This is a genomic window from Bizionia myxarmorum (assembly GCF_008086205.1).
GTDB classification, from domain to species: Bacteria; Bacteroidota; Bacteroidia; order Flavobacteriales; family Flavobacteriaceae; genus Algorimicrobium; species Algorimicrobium myxarmorum.
In genome coordinates, this window is the sequence record NZ_VSKK01000002.1 from 447,916 (window position 1) to 469,987 (window position 22,072).

The following is a 22,072-nucleotide window of genomic DNA, read 5'->3' on the forward strand; positions in this document are numbered from 1 at the left end:
TGGGTACTTTTATAAATGAACGCTTTCTTTTATCAAAACCATGATGATTATCATTTTTAAAAAGAAATTAAGCTCTTAAATTCGAATATTAATAAACCAAAAATTTAACATTATGACAATAAATTTTCAATACATAGACCTAGATACAAGTGCTGCCCTAACAACTTATACAGAGGAGAAATTGCAATCGCTTATTAAAAAATATGAGTGGTTAATTAACTGCGATGTTCAGTTTAAAAAAGAAAACAGTACGAAAGAAGATGGTTTTATTTGCAGCATGGAATTAAGCATGCCAGGACCACGCATCTACGCTGTTTCTAATGAAAAGAATTTTGAAGCCGCTGTAAAAGAAACTATTGGTGATTTAGAAAAACAATTGAAAAAGCGTAAACATACCTTTTCTATTAAATAATTTAATAGCTTATCTATGGTGATACGGTTCGTTTTTTAGAATAGTATACGCACGATAAAACTGCTCCACTATAAACAACCGTATCATTTGGTGAGAAAATGTCATTTTAGACAACGATAATTTCCCTTGCGCTTTTTTGTAAATAGCTTCCGAAAATCCATAAGGGCCACCAATAACAAACACCAATTGTTTTACGCCTGAATTCATGTGTTTTTGAAGGTATTCGGAAAATTCAACCGAATCAAACTGTTTCCCATTTTCGTCTAATAAAATAAGAACATCTGTAGCGGTTAATTTTGCTAAAATAAGTTCACCTTCTTTTTCTTTTTGTTGAGATTCACTTAAGTTTTTAACTTTTTTTAAATCAGGAATAATTTCAAATTCAAACTTAATATAATGGGACAACCGCTTTTGGTAATCATCTATTAAAGTTTGTAGTTGTTTATTGTCCGTTTTGCCTATGGCCAAGAGTTTTATAGTCATGTGCAAATTTATTGTTTTTCAAATTAATTTTCATTTATAAATTTATTAGTAAAAACTGGAAATATTTTTAGAGTTCAGATTGAAGGTTTAATTAAAAATGCTATATTTTCGTAGTATCTAAAATAATAATTTCATGATATCACAAGATCAATTTGATAAAGAAATAGAACTAATAATCACAAATGCTATACGTGAAGACGTTGGTGATGGCGATCATAGTTCATTAGCGTGTATTCCAGCAGATGCCAAAGGAAAGGCAAAACTTTTGGTTAAAGATAACGGCATAATTGCAGGTGTAGAATTAGCTAAAAAAGTATTTGCATACATTGATAAAAATTTAAAAGTGGAGACGCTTTTAGCAGATGGAAGTCCTGTTAAATATGGAGATATTGTTTTTTATGTGGATGGTTCTTCGCAATCAATTTTAAAAGCGGAGCGTTTGGTATTAAATGCCATGCAACGTATGAGCGCTATTGCTACCAAAACAAAGATTTTTGTGGATTTATTAGAAGGGACAGGAACTAAGATATTAGATACCCGAAAAACAACGCCTGGTATTCGTGCTCTGGAAAAATGGGCGGTTAAAATTGGTGGAGGTGAAAATCACCGGTTTGCTCTATATGATATGATTATGTTAAAAGATAATCACATTGATTTTGCAGGTGGAATAACCAAGGCTATTGAAAAAACAAAGAACTATTTAAAAGAAACGAATCGCGATTTAAAAATAATTGTGGAAGCCAGAAACTTGGATGAAATTAAAGAAATTTTAAAAACGGAAGGCGTTTATCGCATTTTAATAGACAACTTTAATTATGAGGATACTAGAAAAGCAGTCGCTTTAATTGGTAATCAATGTTTAACTGAAAGTTCTGGCGGTATAAATGAAGATAACATAAGAAATTACGCGGAATGTGGCGTGGATTATATTTCATCTGGTGCCTTAACACATTCCGTTCACAATATGGATTTAAGTCTGAAAGCGGTATAAAACACTAGACATAAATTTTAAAACGAATTAAACCTATACATGTCGCAACCTGTAGAAGAGAGATTAGCAAAAATTCCCGTTATTAATTTGGTGGTAAAATTTTTGAAGAAAATCAAATTACCAGGTTTGGAAGGCTTGTCATTGTATGATTTAATGGAACTTTATACCATTGGTATTGCAAAAGGAGCATTAACAACGCGAGCTAGTGCTATTGCTTTCAACTTCTTCACTGCTATTTTTCCTTTTTTATTATTTGTGCTTATTGTAATTCCATATATCCCGATTGACGATTTTAAAATAGAATTCCAACGTTTTCTAAACGGCTTTTTACCGCCAAGTACTTCAGATTTTTTCTTTGCTAATATTTTTGAAAACATAGACAGTTCGGAGCGTGGTGGCTTATTATCTTCTGTTTTTTTAGTGTCTATTGCCTTAATGGCCAATGGAATTAGTGCTGTTTTTGCGGGTTTTGAAAGCTCTTATCACGAGCAATTAAGCAGAAATATCGTTAAGCAATATTTGTATGCTTTAGGTGTGGCTTTAATTTTGGCCTTTCTGTCTATTTTAACTGTGGCTTTTTTTGGATATTTTCAGATATATATTTTAGGAAATTTGCAAACCTATGGCTATGTAGATAAAGCAAATACCATAATTTGGATTCATACTGTGAAATATTTATTCTTCGTGAGTATGATATATATTGCAACTGCTACCTTATATTATTTTGGAACACGAGAAGGAAAGGAGTCCCGATTCTTTTCTATTGGCGCTTTATTTACAACCTTACTCATTATTTTAACGTCTTACTTATTCGGAATTTATATTGAAAATTTCTCGCAGTATAACGAACTTTATGGCTCTATAGGTGCGCTTTTAATTTTGCTATTTTATCTTTGGCTAAACAGTAATATTCTCCTCATGGGTTACGAGTTAAATGCATCCTTAAATCAATTACGAAAAGGTTTTTAATATGAAGTTGTATTTTGTTAATGTTATATTACCAATTCCTATTGAAAACAGCTTTACCTATAGTATTACGGCTGCCGAATCTGAATTTATAATTCCAGGTATGCGTATTTCAGTGCCTTTTGGGAAAAATAAAATTTATACAGGCATTGTAGAATCCGTTCATAATGAAAAGCCGCTAAAATATGACGCCAAGGAAATTCATCAAATTTTAGATGAAACACCTATCGTTACCGACACACAATTTCAGCTTTGGGAATGGATTTCAAAATATTATATGTGCACCGTTGGTGAAGTCATGCGTGCTGCACTGCCTGGTGCTTTTATTTTGGATAGTGAAACCATGATTTCTAAAAATCTAAATTTGGAAATCGATGAAGCCGATTTAAAAGATGATGAGTTTTTAATCTACGAAGCCTTACAGCATCAAACATCCTTAAAAATTCAGGATATCAGTAATATTGTGGATAAAAAGAATGTATTACCTCTGGTGAAACGTCTATTAGAAAAGTCTGCAATTTCTGTTCACGAAGAAATTTTTGATAAGTATAAACCGAAATTGCTGCGTTATGTGAAACTTCAAAATAAGTTTCATGCGCAAGATGCTTTACAGGCATTATTAGAAGAATTAAGTCGTGCGCCTAAACAACGGGAGGTGGTAATGACGCTTTTTTCATTGACTGCTAAAAGTAAAAAACCAATTCCTGTTGCCGATTTAACGACAGCGAGTAATAGTTCTTCAGCTATTGTTAAATCCCTGATAGATAAAGAAATTTTAGAGGAATATTTTGTGCAAACGGATCGGGTTCAGTATGACAATCAAGATACGGAAGGCTCTAAACACCTTAATGATGCGCAGGAAACTGCCATGAAAGAAATATTAGATTCTTTTGAAAATCAAAATATTGTATTGCTCCATGGTGTAACATCATCTGGGAAAACAGAAATATATGTCAAGCTTATTGAAGACGCTTTAAAGCAAGGCAAGCAAGTGTTGTATTTGTTACCAGAAATTGCTTTAACCACCCAATTGGTATCACGATTACAGAACTATTTTGGAGAACAAGTGGCTGTATTTCATTCTAAATATTCTTCTAATGAACGGGTTGAAGTTTGGAATCAGGTATTAAGCAATTCACCGAAAGCACAAGTTATTCTTGGGGCACGTTCATCTGTTTTATTGCCATTTCATGATTTAGGTTTGGTAATTGTTGATGAAGAGCACGAGCAATCTTACAAACAATTTGATCCAGCACCACGATATCATGCGCGTGATACAGCCATCGTTTTAGCCCATATTTTTAAAACTAAAACACTTTTAGGGTCTGCCACACCAAGCTTAGAGAGTTATTTTAACGCACAACAGCAAAAATATGGATTGGTAGAACTTACCACCCGTTTTAATGATGTTATGATGCCTGAAATAGAGTTAGTGGATATTAAAGACAAACAAAAACGGAAACGCATGAAAGGTCATTTCAGCGATAGGTTGATTGAAGAAATGACTGAAACGTTGAAAGACGGCCATCAAATTATATTATTTCAAAACCGTCGCGGTTATTCCCCTATTATAGAATGCGAAACTTGTGGACATTCGCCCCAATGTCCAAGTTGTGATGTGAGCTTAACCTACCATCAATATCGCGATCAGTTACGCTGTCATTACTGTGGTTATAACAGTTTGATGATTAAAAAATGTGAAGCCTGCGGTAGTTTTGAATTGGATAATAAGGGTTTTGGAACCGAACAAGTAGAGAAGGAGGTTAGCGTCTTATTTCCAGATCATAAAGTAGGTCGTATGGATTTAGATACGACTCGCGGCAAATATGGTTATGAGAAAATAATTTCTTCTTTTGAAAATCAGGAGGTTGATATTTTAGTTGGCACACAAATGCTAACCAAAGGTTTAGATTTTAGGAATGTAAAATTAGTTGGCGTTATGAATGCTGATAATCTTCTTAATTTCCCAGATTTCAGAGCACATGAACGTAGCTTTCAATTATTGTTGCAGGTTTCTGGAAGAGCAGGCCGAACGGATAAACGCGGGAAAGTTTTGATTCAAACCTATAATCCGCATCATAATATTTTACAACAAGTGGCTAGTAATGATTATCCGCGAATGTTTAAAGAGCAAATGGATGATCGGTATAACTTTAAATATCCACCCATTTATCGTTTAATAAAAATCACCCTAAAGCACAGAGATTATAATAAGGTTAATGTTGGTGCCGATTGGTTTGCAAAAGCGCTGCAACAGGTTTTTAAAAACAATGTTTTAGGTCCAGAGTTTCCGCCAGTTTCAAGGATTCGGAATCAGTATCATAAAAATATATTAGTAAAAATTCCGAGCAAGCAATCTTTAGCTAAAACCAAAGAGGCGATTTTAAAAATTAATACGAGCTTTTCTAGCGTGAAGGATTTTAGGCCTGTTCGTGTAATTCTAAATGTGGATAATTATTAGTAGAATCGGTTAAAAAACAGATAAGTTTACAAATATTGATAAAGTCAGCTCGAGCGCCTGTCTGCCGACAGGCAGTCGAGAACTTTTAACTACAGAAAATATAAAACAAAAAAAATCCTGATGTTTTCATCAGGATTTTTTTTAAATATTGTTGAGTGCATCAACGAGTTGGGTCTTTTTATTCCTACTTAAAGGAATTTCATAAGTTCCAACCTCTACGTTTTTACTATTGAAACGATCCACTTTATCGAGGTTTACAATATAAGATTTGTGAATGCGCAAAAATTTACCTTCTGGCAATTCATTTTCAAAAGCTTTCATCGTGGAAAGTACCACAAGACTTGTTTCTTCAGTAACTAATTTGACATAGTCACCCAATGCTTCAATCCACTTAATGTCTTTAATATATACTTTACGTTTCTTCAGATTACTTTTTACAAAAATATGTTCACCTTCTGTTTCGTTGAAGTCTAATTTAAGTTTATGTTGTTCTACAGCTTTATCAACAGCTACATTAAAGCGCTCTCTTGTAATAGGTTTGTGCAGATAATCCGTAGCATCATAATTAAATGCTTTAAAGGCATATTCTGTTTTTCCTGTTACAAAAATAATTTGAGGCTTATTATTTAAAACGTCAAGCAACTCAAAACCATTTAACACAGGCATTTCAATATCCAAAAAGATTAAGTCTACTTTATGGGTATTCAAACCATTTTTAGTTTCAAGCGCACTGTTGTATTCGGCAATTAAGTTAAGAGAAGGATGATTTTCAATTAACTTAACAATTGAGAGACGTTGTATCGCTGAGTCGTCAACTACTACACAGTTTAATGTCATAACATTTTGTTTTAGTTCGGTTAAGATATCGACAATAGTACAAAAAATTCGGTTAAAAACCAAAAAACATCGGCAAAACGTTTAATTTAACACTTCATTAACATTAGTTTTGGAAATGAGGATAAATATAAAATTTATTAGCAATTAAATTGTAATATATGGATAAAAGAATTACTTTTGCACTCATTTTTAACTATAAAATAGATTTTTATGAATCATTATGAAACTGTTTTCATCTTAAATCCCGTTTTATCTGAAGTTCAGATAAAGGAAACAGTACAGAAATACGAAGATTTTCTTGTTTCTAGAGGAGCGAAGATGATATCCAAAGAAGATTGGGGCTTGAAAAAGTTAGCTTACCCAATCCAAAACAAAAAAAGTGGTTTTTACCACTTATTCGAATATCAAGTTGATGGCGAAGTTATCAATCCATTAGAAGTGGAATTTAGACGTGACGAGCGTTTTATGCGTTACTTAACTGTAACCCTAGATAAGCATGCTATATCTTGGGCAGAAAGAAGAAGAGTTAAACTTAAAGAAAAAGCGTAATTATGTCATCTATAGAGCAACAAGCAAAAGGAAAGAAAGACGGTGAAATTAGATATTTAACACCGTTAAACATAGATACCAATAAAGCGAAAAAATACTGTCGTTTTAAAAAATCTGGTATTAAATATGTGGATTATAAAAATCCAGACTGGTTATTAGGTTTTGTTAACGAACAAGGTAAAATTTTACCAAGACGTTTAACTGGAACTTCTTTAAAATACCAAAGAAAAGTGTCTGTAGCTGTTAAAAGAGCACGTCACTTAGCATTAATGCCATATGTGGCCGATTTATTAAAATAAAATACTCATAACAATGGAACTTATATTAAAACAAGACGTTGAAAATTTAGGATTTAAAGACGATGTTGTAACAGTTAAGAACGGTTATGGGAGAAATTTTTTAATTCCTCATGGTCAAGCTGTTTTAGCTACAATTTCTGCAAAGAAAGTATTAGCTGAAAACTTAAAGCAACGTGCATTTAAAGACAAGAAAATTATTGATGATGCTACTAAAATTGCAGATGCTATCAAATCTTTAGAAATTAAGATTATGGCTAAAGCAACAGAAGGTGCATCAGCTGGAGATAAATTATTTGGTTCTATAACCAAAGCAGATTTAGTAGAAGCTTTTGAAAAAGAAGGACATACTATTGACAAGAAATTCATTACTATTACCGGTGGTAGTATTAAGCGTTTAGGTCAGTATGATGCTGTTATTCGTTTACATAGAGAAGTAACTGTTGAATTACCTTTCGAGGTAATTGCACAAGCCTAATAGCGCATCTCTATATTGTATATTAAAAACCGTTTGGAATGTCTCTAAACGGTTTTTTTAATTTAAATATTTAAAGTTTTTTATCATGCGAATTATTTATCTTTTTGCCTTTTTACTAATCTTCTCCTGTAAAGAGAATACCGAAAAAGTACCAGAAACTTCGAAAGCTGTTTTAAAACCATCCGCTTTAATTGCTGCATTTCAATATAAAACCAATCAGGCACCATTAATTAGTGTGCATCGTGGTGGCGTTGGAATTCTTAACTATGCCGAAAACTGTTTGGAAACTATTAAATACATTAATGATAGTATTGCTGCAGTTTTTGAAATTGATATTGCTAGAACTAAAGATGGCGTTCTCGTTTTAATGCACGATAACACATTGGAGCGTACCACTACTGGAACAGACAATTTAACGAAGTATACCTTTGAAGAACTTCAAGCTTTTAACTTAAAAGATGACTTCGGAAATGTTACTAATTTTAAAATCCCGAAATTTGCCGATGTTTTAAACTGGTCTAAAGAAAATAATGCCATTTTAACAGTGGATATTAAGCGAAGTGTGGATGTTGCCGATGTTATACAAGCCATTAGAGATGCAAAAGCAGAAGATATTGCGCTTATAATTACCTATGATATGGAACAAGCAAAGAAAGCCTATGCTTTAGCTCCCGATTTATTATTGTCCGTTTCAGCTAGAAATCAGCAGGAATTAGATTGGTTATTAGAATCGGAGATACCAACCCAAAACATGTTAGCTTTTACAGGAACTAAATTATCAGATACCAGTTTATACAATAATTTGCATAAAAAAGGTATTCAAACCATGTTAGGAACACTTGGTAACTTGGACAAACAAGCGGAAGCCAAAGGCGATTCTCTTTATATAAAATGGCAGAAATTAGGTATTGATATTTTTGCTACAGACAGAGCTTTTGAAGCGGCCAAGGCATTAAAAATTGAAAAATAAGTGATTAATTAAAGAATTTTTTACCCATGAAATACGCAAGATTAACCAAAGAACAATTTGAAGAATTACATCAAGAGTTTATAAATTTTCTAGCGACACAGACCATCTCGGCTGACGAGTGGACTGAAATTAAAACCAATAAACCAGAAGTAGCCGAACAGGAACTAGATGTGTTTAGCGATTTAGTTTGGGAAGGTGTTTTAAGTAATATTGAATTTATTGAGCATATTTCGCCACAGCAAATTCATTTATTTAAATTGAAAGAAGACCACATGCAGCTGATTGCTATTAAGTTGAAAAACCCTATAGATTTAACCACCAAAGATGGTTTTAACTGGTTACGTGAAAACTTAATGGATGAAGATGTGGAGTTTTTACAAGCTAAAAAAGACTATTCAGACGATAAGAATAAAGATAAATTTCAACTAATTCAACAAGGTGGTTCCATTACAAAAGGAGAACTGTTTGGGTATTTAGATAAGTTGATTAATTAATAAAAGCATGGTCCTTGCGAGGAACGACGGAAAAAAAAACATAGCAATCCGTTCAGTTAGTATCCAATAACTATTACAAAGATTACCACGTTTTTTTTCTATTGAAAAAGATCGTAATGACTGCTGATTATTAATTATTTTTGTTCAAGATTTAATTTATAGTATAAATGAGTCCCGACGTTTGTTGGGAATAAAAAAGATTCCCACTTTCGTGGGAAAAGATTATGGCGCAAAAACCAAGTATACCAAAAGGCACACGGGATTTTAATCCGGAGCAAGTTGCTAAACGTAATTATATATTTCAAACCATTCAGAAGCAATTCGAAACCTTCGGATTTCAACCTATTGAAACGCCAAGTTTTGAGAATTCGGAAACCCTAATGGGGAAATATGGTGAAGAAGGTGATAGGCTAATTTTTAAAATCTTGAATTCAGGTGATTATTTGAATAAAGTAAATGAAGTTTTATACGCTGAAAAGGATTCTAATAAAATGACATCGGAGATTTCCGAAAAAGCCTTGCGTTATGATTTAACTGTACCCTTTGCTCGTTATGTGGTTCAGCATCAAAACGAAATTGAATTTCCCTTTAAACGCTATCAAATGCAACCCGTTTGGCGAGCAGATAGACCACAAAAAGGACGTTTTAGAGAGTTTTTTCAGTGTGATGCTGATGTAGTTGGCTCGTCATCTTTATGGCAAGAAGTGGAATTTGTACAATTATATGACAGTGTATTTTCGGCATTAAAATTAGAAGGTGTTACCATAAAAATCAACAACCGTAAAATATTATCTGGAATTGCCGAAGTTATTGGCGCCAGTGATAAATTGATTGATTTTACAGTGGCTTTAGATAAACTCGATAAAATAGGCGAGGAGCAAGTGAAAACAGAAATGTTGAGCAAGGGAATTTCAAAAGAAGGAATTGAGAAATTACAACCTCTTTTTACCCTATCTGGCGATTTCAAAAGCCAAATAGAACAACTAAAATCCATTTTATCCACTTCTGAAGAAGGTAAAAAAGGAATTGATGAATTGGCGTTTATAGATAATGCCATTACAGAACTTGGTTTACAATCGGCAAAATTACAACTAGATGTAACCCTAGCGCGTGGATTAAACTATTATACGGGTGCCATTTATGAGGTTTCTGCACCTGAAGGTGTGAGTATGGGATCCATTGGTGGTGGCGGTCGTTATGACGATTTAACCGGTATTTTTGGATTGAAAGATGTGAGTGGTGTGGGGATTAGTTTTGGATTAGATCGTATTTATTTAGTGCTAGAAGAATTGAATTTATTCCCGGAAACTGTTACAAAAAATATTGATGTCCTGTTTATTAATTTTGGAGAAGCGGAAGCTTTGTTCAGTTTAAAAGCCATTAAGGAATTGCGATTAAAAGGTGTAAATGCGGAATTATATCCAGATGCAGCGAAAATGAAAAAGCAAATGAATCACGCCAACAAGCGCGAAATTCCATTTGTAGTTTTGGTTGGTGATAATGAAATGAATACGGGTGTTTATACTTTGAAAAACATGATTTCAGGTGAACAATTTGAATTACCGCTGAAGGAGTTAATTCAAAAATTAACTTAAAAGAATTTAGAAATAGTTTTCTGTTTATAAAAAAAGCCCTGATATATATATCAGGGCTTTTTTAATTTATGGTTGCTTTATAAATTATTCTACGATGACTTTTTTAGCTATTTGGCTACCATCGGTTTTCTCTAGATTTATAATATAGGTACCGGTACTTAATCCTGTTACTTTAAATTCTTGGTAATTACTGTTTTTCAATTTAGGAATTCTAACGACTGATTGGCCTAACATATTAAACATTTCAGCAGAAGCCAGGTTCACCATTTTTGGATTATGAATAACAATACTGCCTTTGGTGTTTACAAAGTAAATCTGTAAATTTTCTAGGTTTACAAGAGCATCAGTGCTTAATGAGTTTCCATCTGAAAAAGTGATTTCAAAGCGATCATTATAAGTGCCAGCGTTTAAATATAATTCATAATTGCCGTTGGTGCGTAAATTATGATAGATATCTAAAACCTTATCATGTGCATAAATTTGCAAGGCGTTAGGAATGTTTTCTAAATGATCGATAGTAATACTATTTAAACCATCGTCTTTTGTTTTAATACTTAAAGGTAGAATTGTAGTATCTAAAAACATATCAATACCTTGAATGGTATACTTGTCTTCATTTATAGACCAAGACATATCATCCATCTGTTCTTCATTTAAGATAGCATCAAATCCCCAGTCGTAATTCAGAGTAGCACGATCATCAGCTGTTACTAGAATTTGTCTATGTAAAGTATTTACAGAATTAAAACCTAATCTAATTTTCATTCGTGTATCCTCAACATCAACAGTATCATCACCCGTTCTCATAAAAACAGATCCAGAACCGCCTTCTTTTTGAAACTTACGTTGGCCATTATTAAATACGACATTTCCATCGGATTGTGCTGCAACAAAGAATCCTTGACCTACTGGAATATAGCGACCGGGTGTTTTGGTTGGTATTCCGCCAGTTCCTACATCAGGATGGTTGGAACCTTGTGATACTGCAGGTGTACCACCAGAGTAATTATAAGTTGCATAACCGCCTTGATATTCTGCAAGAACGTGTGAACCACCTCCCCAATGTTCCCAAAAATATAGTGTTCCACTAATTAGCGGATCGCCAACCAGATTTTCTACACCGCCATCAATTACAGGACCATTGTCCGTAATAAACTGATCTGCATCTATTGCCGAAGCGTAAGGATTACCCACTAAATATTCGTTGTTTTTGTTTATGGCTAATGTTACATTTCCATTATTAGGTTTTCCTTGAAACACATAGTTTTGCTCTTGTGTTACACTTCCAGATGTATTTGAAACGCCTTTCATCGTGAAACCTTCACCAGCCAAAAGCGCACCTGCGCTTCTAATATGTTGCCAAGAGGCGTAACTATTGGCAGGTAGATTACAAAATTTCCATAACCAGTAAGTTGCTATTTTTATATTTGCGCCTGCAGTCGATCCATCATAGCCACCACCATAAGTAATATTTAAAGGTGTTGCAGGATTGGTACCATCCTTCATGATGTTGTTATTTAGGGTATAGCTGTAATTATTAGGATTTGCAGTACTTGTAAAACCAACCGGCGAACTCCAATAATTATAGGTGTAAAAATCCAATGTGCCTTGTTGGTCCTTTTCAAGCGAGCCTAATGCACCTAAAATTAGATCACTGTCAATTGATTGAATTAACTGTGATTCACCTTCCAAATCTATTTTTCCGTCTAATTTCAAAAAGTGGGTCAGCGTTAAACCATTTCCTGTTTTTGTGGCATTATCACCCGATACGGTTACTTTATTCGATTCTAAAAATAAAGCCAATAGATTTCTGTTTCCAGCATTACCGGAGGCTAAATCACTATTGTCAATCGTAATATTGTGGTTTGTTTCCACAATATTCCAGTCGACTGTTTTAGTTGCATCTACAATGGAGTTAGCACCAGGAATTGTTTGCATCGTACCATTTGTCCATGTCCCATTGGAATCCCAATCTGAATTTGCAGTTGAAGTATAGGGTAGTGGAGCAGTTTGTTTGTCTACGGTTCTCAACGTACGCAATGCACCTTGATTACCATTCCCTGATTCATCTTTAGTATTCGTATAGGTATAGGTAGACATTGGGTAATATCCAGCCAAGCTTGTCCACGGAATCGTAGCAACATCATTTTTAGATGGCGTTACACTTTTGCTTATAAAGTAAGAACCACCAACAAAACCAGCATTTTCTTCAATTTCTTGATTCATAATGTAGCGTAATTGATCTTCTGATAAAGCGGCTTTCCAAACTCGAACCTCATCAATATTTCCTTTAAAGAATGCTTGAGGCGTTAATTTAGATGCGGCGCCAATAAAAAAGGAGTGCGTTGTGTTTATAGGAGCTGCTTTTGTTTGACTTTTATCTGAAATACCATCAATGTATAAAGAAGCCTGACCATCTTTATAAATTACCGCTAATTGATGCCATTGATTTTCTGGAATTACAGTATTAGAAATAATTGTTTGAATAGCTCCAGATGCTTTCCAAGAAACCTCAAATTTTCCATCACCATTTATTTTGAAATCATAACCTTCCGAAAATGGGGCATTACGTTTCGAAAGAATTGATTTATTTAATAAACCGCTATCGCGTTTAACCCAAGCAGAAATAGTGAATGCAGTCGAATTTAAATTTAAGGCATTTTCCATATCTATATAATTGGAAGTTCCATTAAAATATACCGAACGTTCAAAGGTGCGCTCTGGAGCCCAACCGAAAGTGATGTATTTGGTGCCATCAAAATCGTAATTTGTTTTTAAAATGGCTTGACTTAATTCATTTACGCCTTCAGTCATTACGCGATAATCTGCTGTTGGACCAAAGTTAGGCGTATCTGAAATAAACATTAAATAACGACCATCTGGAGGGATCACAGTTCTAACAGCATTTTTTAAAATCGCAACTTCCACTGCTGGAATATCTCCAGAAGTTTCAACCACCTTCCAGGTTCTAGCAATTCCTCTAAATTGTACAAATGTACCACCTGGAATAGCTGGAGAAATATCTGTACTCATGTCAATATCAACTATTCTAGGAGTGCCGTTTAAATCTTGACCATCATTACCCCAAACTAGAAATTCTTTATCTTCTAATTCGTTGTTGCCGTTTAAGTTATTGGTATTTGAGATATTCCCAATTCCTATTGTTAGAACGCCTTGAGTTCTTCCAGTTCCATCAGAAGCATTATTAACGCTACGGGATTGTTTTTGAAGTAAATCGGATGCATCATCACGGCCTATTCCTGCGATATCATAATTAAACACATCGTTTGTAGCAACTCCAGTATTGGCATCCCAAATTAGATTTCCAGCACTATTTACGTAATCTTGTGATGTTCCGTTAACACCTAAAGTAATGCCGTATTTAATGGCTAAATAGGATTGGATGCGATTCCGTTCTTGGGTTGATCCATCATTTTTCCTAGATTTATAGGTTATTACTTCAGCAATCCTACCGTCCAAACTAGCCCTCCAACCTTCACTTCTTCCTATCCAAAACTTCCCATCTAAAATAGTGCCGAAAGCGGTACTATTAGATGTATTATTCACTTTATTTAAAGCATTATAATATAGCTCTTGGTTATTTGCTGCGATATTGTGTCTGGCATTAATAATACCAACATTATTATAACTAATAGAAGTTCCGTTTTGAGAAACACCATAACCATTGTTTAAGCCATTAGACAATGCATAAGCATAGGATAAAACTTCTGAATTGAATCTTTGAGAATAATCACCAAATCCTATTCCAGAACCATCATTTTCTTCCTTATTCACATCATGGTCTGTACAGAAAATATCCATACTTCCAAAGGTAGAATTAACAGTTCGGTTAGGTATTACCACAACAAACATCTCATTGGTATTATAACCAGAATTTCCTTTCAAATACTGTTGCGGTAATTCTGCATAGTTATAACTATTACTAGCCTCCGTTGAAGTATTACTAAAATTAACAACAGGGTTAAAGTTTATGTTTCGGTTTGGTCTGTCATAATAAGTAGGTTCTTGTCCAGGAGTATTTACTGAAGCATTAGTAGCTCTACCTTGATCTGCCCAAAGTGATACTGACTCACCATCTGTGTAATTTAATCCATCCGTTCCTTTTAACCAAAGCGCTAAATGGTTTGTTACGCCGCCTGGACCTTCTGTTAATGGAGCGGATAGAGTTCCTTTAATGACGAATTCATCAAATGCAACTCCTGTATTTCTTACACTACCGTCCGATGCAAATAATACTCGAAATCTCACTTGTGAACTTGTGCCAAAATTAGTATTTTCATTACTTAAATCAATACTTTGAGTAATCCAACCAGAGCTCGTTCCAGACCAAGCATTTAGGTTACTATTATTATACCAGTTGCCATTTGCGGAGGAGCCTAAATTACTCCAAGAAGTTCCATCGTTATGGGAATATTCAATTTTCATTCCATCATAATTGGCTTCCGTTTTGTACCATACTTTTAATTGTAATGTAAGATTGGTATAACCACTTAAGTCAATTAAAGGACTTGTGGCATTCATACTTGTATTATTAATATAATAATTGTTCGTACCATACCCCTCCGAAAAAATATAGGTTCCCGAAGAACCTGTTGAATGTGTGGCTCTGGTGCCTAGTAGCCATTCTCCAGATCCTGTGCCAGAGGAGGGTGAAGTCCAATCCGAGGAGTTTTCGAAATTTTCTGAATAAACAGTTGTTTGAGACAAAGCAACAGTTGAAAATAAAAGCACACTGAATAGCAACAGGTACTTTCGTACTAAAATAGTAGAATTTTTCATAAGTAGTAATTTATTAGTTTTGGGACTAATTAATTTAAGGTTAATAGCTTAAGGCAAATATATGTTATTTTGTCTGTGAAATGCAAATATATTCGACCAAATGCATTTTTAAATTCTAATTTATTGATTTATAGTTTTTTAATAAAGGCAGGTTTTTTTAAAAACTTGCCTTTATTTTTTGATATTTTAATATTAGTATTTAATCAGTTTCTTGATAATGCTTTGACCATTATTTTTATTTATTAATTTAATAAAATAGGGTCCTTGCTCCAATTTATCTATACCCTGAACGGTTATTTTGCGTTGTTTTCCCGACGCTATTTGCTTAAGGATAAGTCGTCCATTTAAGTCGAATAACATGATTGTGAAAACCTCATTAGACATGGTAGATGGTAAACTAATTTCTAAATAGCTGTTAAACGGATTGGGTTGAATTGTTACATTTTCATAATTAAATACCGCTGTATTTAATGTGTTTTGAATTACTGTAACGGTTGCATTACAGACAGCTGTGTTTCCACTATAATCTGAAATTGTGAATACTACATTGTTTTCACCAATGTCATTCGCATCAAATGAATAAGGAGTAATAGACATGCTATTTATTCCGCAGTTGTCCGTGGATCCATTATTGATTTGCTCTGCCGTAATTGTGGCGTTTCCAAATAAATCTAACTCCACAGTTATATTCTGAACATTACAAACTGGATTTATGGTATCGCCATCATTATTTATAACCCAAGAGCAGGTTCCTATATTGAAAGAAGCCGTTTCCCAGCATTCTGTAGTCGGTTCCGTTGGTTGTGCGCCTTGGTTTTCCCAAGCACAAGTTCCTGTGTTGAATACGTAGTTGTCCCAACAATCCGTAGCGGTTGGTTCAGCAGGTTGTGAGCCAGTATTTCCCCAAGCACAAGTTCCTGTGTTGAATACGTAATTATCCCAGCAGTTCGTTGCAGTTGGTTCCGTAGGCTGTGATCCTTGATTTTCCCAAGTACAGTTTCCCGTGTTGAATAGGTAATTATCCCAACAATTTGTGGCAGTCGGTTCAGCAGGTTGTGAGCCAGTATTTTCCCAAGAACAAGTTCCAATGTTGAATACGTAATTATCCCAACAGTTTGTCGCAGTTGGTTCAGTAGGTTGTGAACCAGTGTTTTCCCAAATACAGTTTCCTGAATTGAATACATAATTATCCCAACAGTTTGTTGCGGTTGGTTCAGTCGGTTGTGTTCCACTTACAATCCAAGCACAAGTCGCATTATCAAATGATCGGGTTTCCCAGCATTCTAAAGCGGTTGTAGGTTCAGTTGGTTGCGATCCAGTTACGATCCACTCACAATTGGTGTTATCGAATGATCTAGTTTCCCAACATTCTAAAGATGAAGTTGGTTCCGTTGGTTGTGTTCCTGTAACAATCCATGCACAAGTAGCATCATCAAAAGATCTGGTTTCCCAGCATTCTAAAGCGGTTGTAGGTTCAGTTGGTTGTGTACCAGTAACGATCCACTCACAATTCGTGTTATCGAAAGATCGAGTTTCCCAACATTCTAATGAAGTTGTCGGTTCAGTTGGTTGTGAGCCTTGGTTTTCCCAAGTACAAGTTCCTAAATTGAAAACGTAGTTATCCCAACAGTTCGTTGCGGTTGGTTCAGTTGGTTGTGTTCCTGTAACGATCCACTCACAATTCGTATTATCAAATGATCTAGTTTCCCAGCATTCTAAAGCGACTGTTGGTTCAGTTGGTTGTGTTCCTGTAACAATCCATTCACAATTCGTATTATCGAATGATCTGGTTTCCCAACATTCTAAAGCGACTGTTGGTTCAGTTGGTTGTGTTCCTTTAACAATCCATTCACAATTCGTATTATCGAATGATCTGGTTTCCCAACATTCTAAAGAAGTTGTTGGTTCAGTTGGTTGTGTTCCCGTTACAATCCAAGCACAATTCGTATTATCGAATGATCTGGTTTCCCAACATTCTAAAGAAGTTGTTGGTTCAGTTGGTTGTATTCCCGTTACAATCCAAGCACAAGTAGCATTATCGAATGATCTGGTTTCCCAACATTCTAAAGATGTTGTAGGTTCAGTTGGTTGTGTTCCTGTAATAATCCAAGCACAAGTTGCATCATCAAAAGATCTGGTTTCCCAACATTCTAAAGAAGTTGTTGGTTCAGTTGGTTGCGTACCTGTAACGATCCACTCACAATTTGTGTTATCGAAAGATCTAGTTTCCCAACATTCTAAAGCCGTTGTTGGTTCAATTGGTTGTGTTCCAGTTACAATCCAGGCACAAGTCGTATCATCAAAAGATCTAGTTTCCCAGCATTCTAAAGCAGTCGTTGGTTCAGTTGGTTGTGTTCCCGTTACAATCCAAGCACAAGTAGCATCATCAAAAGTTCTAGTTTCCCAGCATTCTAAAGCAGTCGTTGGTTCAGTTGGTTGCGTACCTGTAACAATCCACTCACAATTTGTGTTATCGAATGATCTGGTTTCCCAGCATTCTAAAGCGACTGTTGGTTCAGTTGGTTGTGTTCCAGTTACAATCCAGCTACAAGAATCTGTATCGAAAGATCGAGTCTCCCAACATTCTAAAGCGATTGTAGGTTCAATAGGTTGTGTGCCTGTAACAATCCATGCACAAGTAGCCTCATCAAAAGATCTAGTTTCCCAGCATTCTAAAGCGGCTGTTGGTTCGGTTGGTTGTGTTCCAGTGTTTTCCCAAACACATGTGGTATTGTTGAAAGCAAAAGTATCCCAGCAATTTACAGCTGCCGGCTCATCTTGCCTTGTTACTGTAACAGTTACCACGCAGGTATCTGTTTGGCCATCCGCATCGGTAACTGTAAGCGTCACATCTACGGGTGTTCCAATGTTACTACAATTAAATGAATCGATATCAATGCTATAATTAGTGATTGCTACATCATCAGTAGAACCACCATCAACATCAGCAACGACAATGGTTGCAGTGCCTGAATTATCTAATTGTACTGTAATATTCTGACATACAGCTGTTGGAGGATCAGAAATTACCGGATTATCCGTGATATTAATAGAATAATCTTCTACTTCACCATAACTAAAAGTTTCACATGGATTGTTTGCGTTTTGTCCAGCATTATTATAGTATTTCATTAAAACTCGCATACGTGTGCTACCAAGAGCTGCAGTATTGGGTAGGTTGAAAGTCCCAGTTACTATTGCTGTATTTGAAGACAGACTTGTAAGTATTTTTTCAGAAGCTTCAAACGTCCCGTTCTGATTAAAATCTATCCAAGCAGAAACGGCCTCACGATAAGCATTACCCGGCCAATGTTTTGTAACACTAATTGTGTTTCCAGTGGCGTTAATTTGTTTATCTAAATTCGAGAAAATGGCACTGGCTGTAAAATTGGAATATCCAGATGAGGTGTTTGAAACGCTGTTATTAGCAACACCGTTTATACTTACATTTCCAATATATTCGTCACTTACCTCATTTCCTTGCGCATTACAATAATTAATATTAGTTGTTGTAAACTGTTTAGAACTAGAATAAGCAGTACTGTTAGAGCCACAATAAGACTTTACCTGAAATTCATAAGTTGTATTTGGAGAAAGTCCGGTAATGCGGTACGGGTTTGTAGTTATTCCTAAAATTTCAGTCCATGTTGGTGTACCAACTTTACGATATTTTAAATCAAACTTATCTGCCGTTGCAGCTATCCAAGTTGCATTTGTTGAGCTAGCATCGGTTCCTGATGTGCTTAAGCTTGCAGGAGCAGTTGCTGTTAAAGGCGTTAACAATACATCTGCAAGATTAATTGTTTGATAGTTTGCAATGGTTTGATTGCTAAGTGTAACCGACTGATAACAATCTGCTTCAATTAAAATATTGTAAGTACCTGCAAAAACAGGTCTGTAAAAATCACCCAAAGGTAAAGAGCTCACTGTATGAGAACCCGTATTATCATGTCCAATAAGCGTTATTTTAGCTTTAAGTGGATTTCCTGAAACAGCATCTTTTACCTTTCCTTGAAAACCAAATGTTCCCTGAATTAGGTACTCAATTAAAGCTTCACGATTATAATTCCAATGATTTACTAATTGGTTGGATGGAATTAATTTAACATCAGATACTTCCATCGTGATTTCTTTACACTGATGTGTAAAATTCATATAATCTTGACGGCCGCCATAAACGCGGTACCAATCAGCACCATGAGTAATACCATTGTTTAGATAGTCCATATATCCGTTTGGACTATTTGCTTGCGCATTATCGGCATATTCTCTTGACACTTGAATAAACCAATTATCATCAGCGTGTCTATTATAGGTGTTATCCCAAGGATAGTTTACCACTTCTACACCACCATGAAAGTTAGCAGATAATACAAAATGCGTATTACTAGCCAGGTTCATAAAGTGTTGTGTTTCTAGTTCATATGAAGTATGTCCATTAGAATGCGGACCATTTACATTATCGGGATAGTTTCTATTTAAGTCAAGACCATTAGCATTCGCTCTTCTAGCATTTGCAACAGACGTATTAGAAGCGTTATTGTAATACGTTCCATCTGGATTTGCCATAGGATTAATCCAAACTTCAGAATTATCAATTAAGTTTTTGATTCGTAGGTGATCTGGATGGCTGGTATTTTTATAGGTTGTAATAAAATAATTAATTAGGTTAAGCATTAAAGGGTAGCCCGTAATTTCATCTCCATGAATAGAAGATGTATACATAACTTTAGGTTCTGCTTCTTCCGTGCCTATATTATCAGATAATTTTAGAAATAGCAAGCGTTTATTTCCACCAGCAGCACCTTCTGTAGTTCCTCCAATATCCACTAATTCGCAAATATCGGGATGATTTATAGCAAACTCGCGCATTTGAGCAGCATAATCGGCATAAGTTGGATAAGCTGTTAGCGGAAAGGTTAGGGGATAGGCGCCTCTATTTTGGCTCATTGGTAATTCATTAGACATGACTATGCCCGTGGCTTCATTGTCTGCTGGGTTTACTTGAAATGTTCTGTTGCTGTTTTCAAATATTCGGAATTGTTCTGTATTCGCCCAAGCATAAACTGTTCGGGTATTCGGATTATAATTTAGAATGGACAAATTTGAAGTGATAGTTTCTAATTCCGAAACGTTCGAAACTTGAAAGCTAAATGTTACTTCGCCTTTTTTAGTTAAATATTCATTTGCTTTTCTAGATGCATTTGTTTGAGCTTGCATCATTTGGAAGGAAAATAAAAGAATTAATAATGCGGATGGGATTTTTAATTTAGAGTAGAATATTTTCATAGCGATGGTTGGGTTTTGATGTGGCTAATATAAAAGTTTTTTCATAAAAACATCTACGAAATGCAAATAAATTCGACGAAGTGTATTTCGGCATGTAGGAAATATTCTTAAACCCCTTTAAAACAGTGGGTTTATATATAGGGTTAAATTTGAAAATAATTTGAGTTAAAAGGAGGTTTTTCTATTTATTCCACCCCTTTTCAAAAAAAAAGAAGGCATAAAAAAACCAATAAGCATAGCTTATTGGTTTCATTGGTAACTTATTATTTGAGGTATTTAGAAAATGACTTTCTTACTAAAATCGCCTGTTTCTGTATACAGTTTTACAATACCATAGCGTTCTTTTAATACGGGTAAATCCATTTTAAAATCGCGGCTATTGATATTAACGAATTTAGCAATACGTTTTCCTAAAATACTGTAAACTTCAATTTGTGTAATGTTCGCGTTTGCTTTGCAATGCAATTCTTTAGTGCTGCGTAAATAGGTTATTTTTGACTCAATTTTTTGGTGTTGATCTATTGATAACGTGGCATTTTGAAACGTATCTTCATTAATCGAATCATCCTTAAACGTTATAAAAAAGCGATCCAAATAAGTACCGTTTGAAATTGAAGCTTCAAAATCAACTTCATTTAGTAAAGTATGGGTATTAGTTACAACATCAAAAAGATAAACGGAGACAGGGTTGTTGAAATTTTCTAAAGTATCTAAAGAAATAGCAATATTTCCGGTATTAGATAAAAACATACCTAATGGATATTGTTTAGAATCATCAAAAGCACCCACGCCTTGTATAACGTAGCGCTGGTTATTAATCATCCAATTTAAATCGTCTGGAAAGTTATCTGCATTTAGGGCGTCGTAACCATAATCCACACCGTCTGATGCGGCATTATCGGGTGTAAAACCTAAAAGTAAATGACGTACATAGCCGTTGGGCATGGTGAAATCAATGCGCACTAATTGCGGTTGACTAAAAGCAACTGATTTTTCAGAAGTGTGGGCAAAAAAGGTGGATGTGCTTAAAAATAAAGCACATAGCATCCAAGTGCACAAGTAGGTAAGTTTATTCATTTGATTTGGGGTTTAAATGAATGTTGGTATGATTTGGGAAGACAAATATAGGATTAGTTTTTAAATCATCTACGTAATACCATATTAATCGTTGAAATACACTATTTTGAAGTCTTTTTCTTTCAAAAATAACTTTAAATGACTGAAAAAACCTACTAAATGGTCTGATAATTAGGTTTTAAGGACACTTAAATTCATAATATATTTTTCATAGGGTATCCATAGGGTATCCATAGGGTATCCATAGGGTATCTATAGGGTTGATACGCTATACCTATTTTGTTAATAGATATTTGACCCGTCCTAAAATAACTATACAGGTTATTTAATTATTCCTGATATAATTATACATCACTTTTTCTTAATCCTAAAAT

General features: G+C 34.7%; 15 protein-coding genes. 10 read left to right on the forward strand and 5 right to left on the reverse strand.

What is annotated here, in order from left to right; all coding sequences use genetic code 11:
* Positions 1 to 112 precede the first annotated feature (112 nt).
* Positions 113 to 412, forward strand: a complete 300-nt coding sequence (gene hpf / locus ES674_RS11100; protein WP_148404095.1) for a ribosome hibernation-promoting factor, HPF/YfiA family — start codon at positions 113 to 115, stop codon at positions 410 to 412.
* Positions 413 to 421: 9 nt separating this feature from the next.
* Here the strand turns inward: hpf and rlmH are convergent, their stop codons facing one another.
* A complete protein-coding gene (gene rlmH / locus ES674_RS11105) occupies positions 422 to 895 on the reverse strand; it encodes a 23S rRNA (pseudouridine(1915)-N(3))-methyltransferase RlmH (RefSeq protein ID WP_148404096.1) in 474 nt (157 codons plus the stop codon).
* Between the two features lie 133 nt (positions 896 to 1,028).
* Between rlmH and nadC the strand changes: the two genes are divergently transcribed.
* The 3 genes from nadC to priA are packed head-to-tail and all read left to right on the forward strand — an operon-like array spanning position 1,029 to position 5,313.
* A complete protein-coding gene (gene nadC, locus ES674_RS11110; RefSeq protein WP_148404097.1) occupies positions 1,029 to 1,886 on the forward strand; it encodes a carboxylating nicotinate-nucleotide diphosphorylase in 858 nt (285 codons plus the stop codon).
* Between the two features lie 39 nt (positions 1,887 to 1,925).
* Positions 1,926 to 2,855, forward strand: a complete 930-nt coding sequence (locus ES674_RS11115; protein WP_148404098.1) for a YihY/virulence factor BrkB family protein — start codon at positions 1,926 to 1,928, stop codon at positions 2,853 to 2,855.
* Position 2,856: 1 nt separating this feature from the next.
* Complete coding sequence (priA, locus tag ES674_RS11120) at positions 2,857 to 5,313, forward strand: replication restart helicase PriA (protein ID WP_148404099.1); 2,457 nt, start codon at positions 2,857 to 2,859, stop codon at positions 5,311 to 5,313.
* A 141-nt stretch (positions 5,314 to 5,454) separates the two neighbouring features.
* On the opposite strand, the gene ES674_RS11125 is transcribed toward priA, so the two are convergent.
* A complete protein-coding gene (locus tag ES674_RS11125) occupies positions 5,455 to 6,150 on the reverse strand; it encodes a LytR/AlgR family response regulator transcription factor (protein ID WP_148404100.1) in 696 nt (231 codons plus the stop codon).
* A gap of 210 nt (positions 6,151 to 6,360) precedes the next feature.
* Here ES674_RS11125 and rpsF point away from each other — a divergent pair, with 210 nt between their 5' ends.
* The 6 genes from rpsF (at position 6,361) to hisS (ending at position 10,532) form a co-directional block, all read left to right on the forward strand.
* Complete coding sequence (gene rpsF / locus ES674_RS11130; RefSeq protein ID WP_148404101.1) at positions 6,361 to 6,699, forward strand: 30S ribosomal protein S6; 339 nt, start codon at positions 6,361 to 6,363, stop codon at positions 6,697 to 6,699.
* Positions 6,699 to 6,998: a 30S ribosomal protein S18 gene (gene rpsR, locus ES674_RS11135; RefSeq protein WP_197072705.1), complete on the forward strand. Its 300-nt coding sequence runs from the start codon at positions 6,699 to 6,701 to the stop codon at positions 6,996 to 6,998. The genes rpsF and rpsR overlap by 1 nt, the downstream gene beginning before the upstream one ends.
* Positions 6,999 to 7,011: 13 nt before the next feature.
* Positions 7,012 to 7,473 carry a 50S ribosomal protein L9 gene (rplI, locus tag ES674_RS11140; RefSeq protein WP_148404102.1) on the forward strand — a complete coding sequence of 154 codons (462 nt, stop codon included), beginning with the start codon at positions 7,012 to 7,014 and terminating at the stop codon, positions 7,471 to 7,473.
* Positions 7,474 to 7,558: 85 nt separating this feature from the next.
* Entirely contained in the window at positions 7,559 to 8,443 is an 885-nt protein-coding gene (locus tag ES674_RS11145) for a glycerophosphodiester phosphodiesterase family protein (protein ID WP_148404103.1), read from the forward strand.
* A 26-nt stretch (positions 8,444 to 8,469) separates the two neighbouring features.
* Positions 8,470 to 8,937, forward strand: coding sequence for a DUF6495 family protein (locus tag ES674_RS11150; protein ID WP_148404104.1), 468 nt, complete (start codon positions 8,470 to 8,472; stop codon positions 8,935 to 8,937).
* Positions 8,938 to 9,161: 224 nt separating this feature from the next.
* Positions 9,162 to 10,532 (forward strand): histidine--tRNA ligase, encoded by a 1,371-nt coding sequence (gene hisS / locus ES674_RS11155; RefSeq protein ID WP_148404105.1) that lies wholly within the window; start codon positions 9,162 to 9,164, stop codon positions 10,530 to 10,532.
* A gap of 84 nt (positions 10,533 to 10,616) precedes the next feature.
* Here the strand turns inward: hisS and ES674_RS11160 are convergent, their stop codons facing one another.
* The 3 genes from ES674_RS11160 to ES674_RS11170 form a co-directional block, all read right to left on the reverse strand.
* Positions 10,617 to 15,332: a LamG-like jellyroll fold domain-containing protein gene (locus ES674_RS11160; protein ID WP_148404106.1), complete on the reverse strand. Its 4,716-nt coding sequence runs from the start codon at positions 15,330 to 15,332 to the stop codon at positions 10,617 to 10,619.
* Between the two features lie 192 nt (positions 15,333 to 15,524).
* Positions 15,525 to 20,621 carry a M14 family zinc carboxypeptidase gene (locus tag ES674_RS11165; RefSeq protein ID WP_148404107.1) on the reverse strand — a complete coding sequence of 1,699 codons (5,097 nt, stop codon included), beginning with the start codon at positions 20,619 to 20,621 and terminating at the stop codon, positions 15,525 to 15,527.
* 276 nt (positions 20,622 to 20,897) lie between these two features.
* Positions 20,898 to 21,698 (reverse strand): hypothetical protein, encoded by an 801-nt coding sequence (locus tag ES674_RS11170; protein ID WP_148404108.1) that lies wholly within the window; start codon positions 21,696 to 21,698, stop codon positions 20,898 to 20,900.
* Positions 21,699 to 22,072: the final 374 nt, after the last annotated feature.

What these genes read in the sequence shown, in the direction of transcription:
- rlmH (WP_148404096.1), bottom strand. Translation starts at nt 895, where the DNA reads ATGACTATAAAACTCTTGGCCATAGGCAAAACGGACAATAAACAACTA.
- hisS (WP_148404105.1), top strand. Translation starts at nt 9,162, where the DNA reads ATGGCGCAAAAACCAAGTATACCAAAAGGCACACGGGATTTTAATCCG.
- rplI (WP_148404102.1), top strand. Translation starts at nt 7,012, where the DNA reads ATGGAACTTATATTAAAACAAGACGTTGAAAATTTAGGATTTAAAGAC.
- rpsF (WP_148404101.1), top strand. Translation starts at nt 6,361, where the DNA reads ATGAATCATTATGAAACTGTTTTCATCTTAAATCCCGTTTTATCTGAA.
- ES674_RS11170 (WP_148404108.1), bottom strand. Translation starts at nt 21,698, where the DNA reads ATGAATAAACTTACCTACTTGTGCACTTGGATGCTATGTGCTTTATTT.
- priA (WP_148404099.1), top strand. Translation starts at nt 2,857, where the DNA reads ATGAAGTTGTATTTTGTTAATGTTATATTACCAATTCCTATTGAAAAC.
- nadC (WP_148404097.1), top strand. Translation starts at nt 1,029, where the DNA reads ATGATATCACAAGATCAATTTGATAAAGAAATAGAACTAATAATCACA.
- ES674_RS11160 (WP_148404106.1), bottom strand. Translation starts at nt 15,332, where the DNA reads ATGAAAAATTCTACTATTTTAGTACGAAAGTACCTGTTGCTATTCAGT.
- ES674_RS11145 (WP_148404103.1), top strand. Translation starts at nt 7,559, where the DNA reads ATGCGAATTATTTATCTTTTTGCCTTTTTACTAATCTTCTCCTGTAAA.
- ES674_RS11165 (WP_148404107.1), bottom strand. Translation starts at nt 20,621, where the DNA reads ATGAAAATATTCTACTCTAAATTAAAAATCCCATCCGCATTATTAATT.
- hpf (WP_148404095.1), top strand. Translation starts at nt 113, where the DNA reads ATGACAATAAATTTTCAATACATAGACCTAGATACAAGTGCTGCCCTA.
- ES674_RS11150 (WP_148404104.1), top strand. Translation starts at nt 8,470, where the DNA reads ATGAAATACGCAAGATTAACCAAAGAACAATTTGAAGAATTACATCAA.
- ES674_RS11125 (WP_148404100.1), bottom strand. Translation starts at nt 6,150, where the DNA reads ATGACATTAAACTGTGTAGTAGTTGACGACTCAGCGATACAACGTCTC.
- ES674_RS11115 (WP_148404098.1), top strand. Translation starts at nt 1,926, where the DNA reads ATGTCGCAACCTGTAGAAGAGAGATTAGCAAAAATTCCCGTTATTAAT.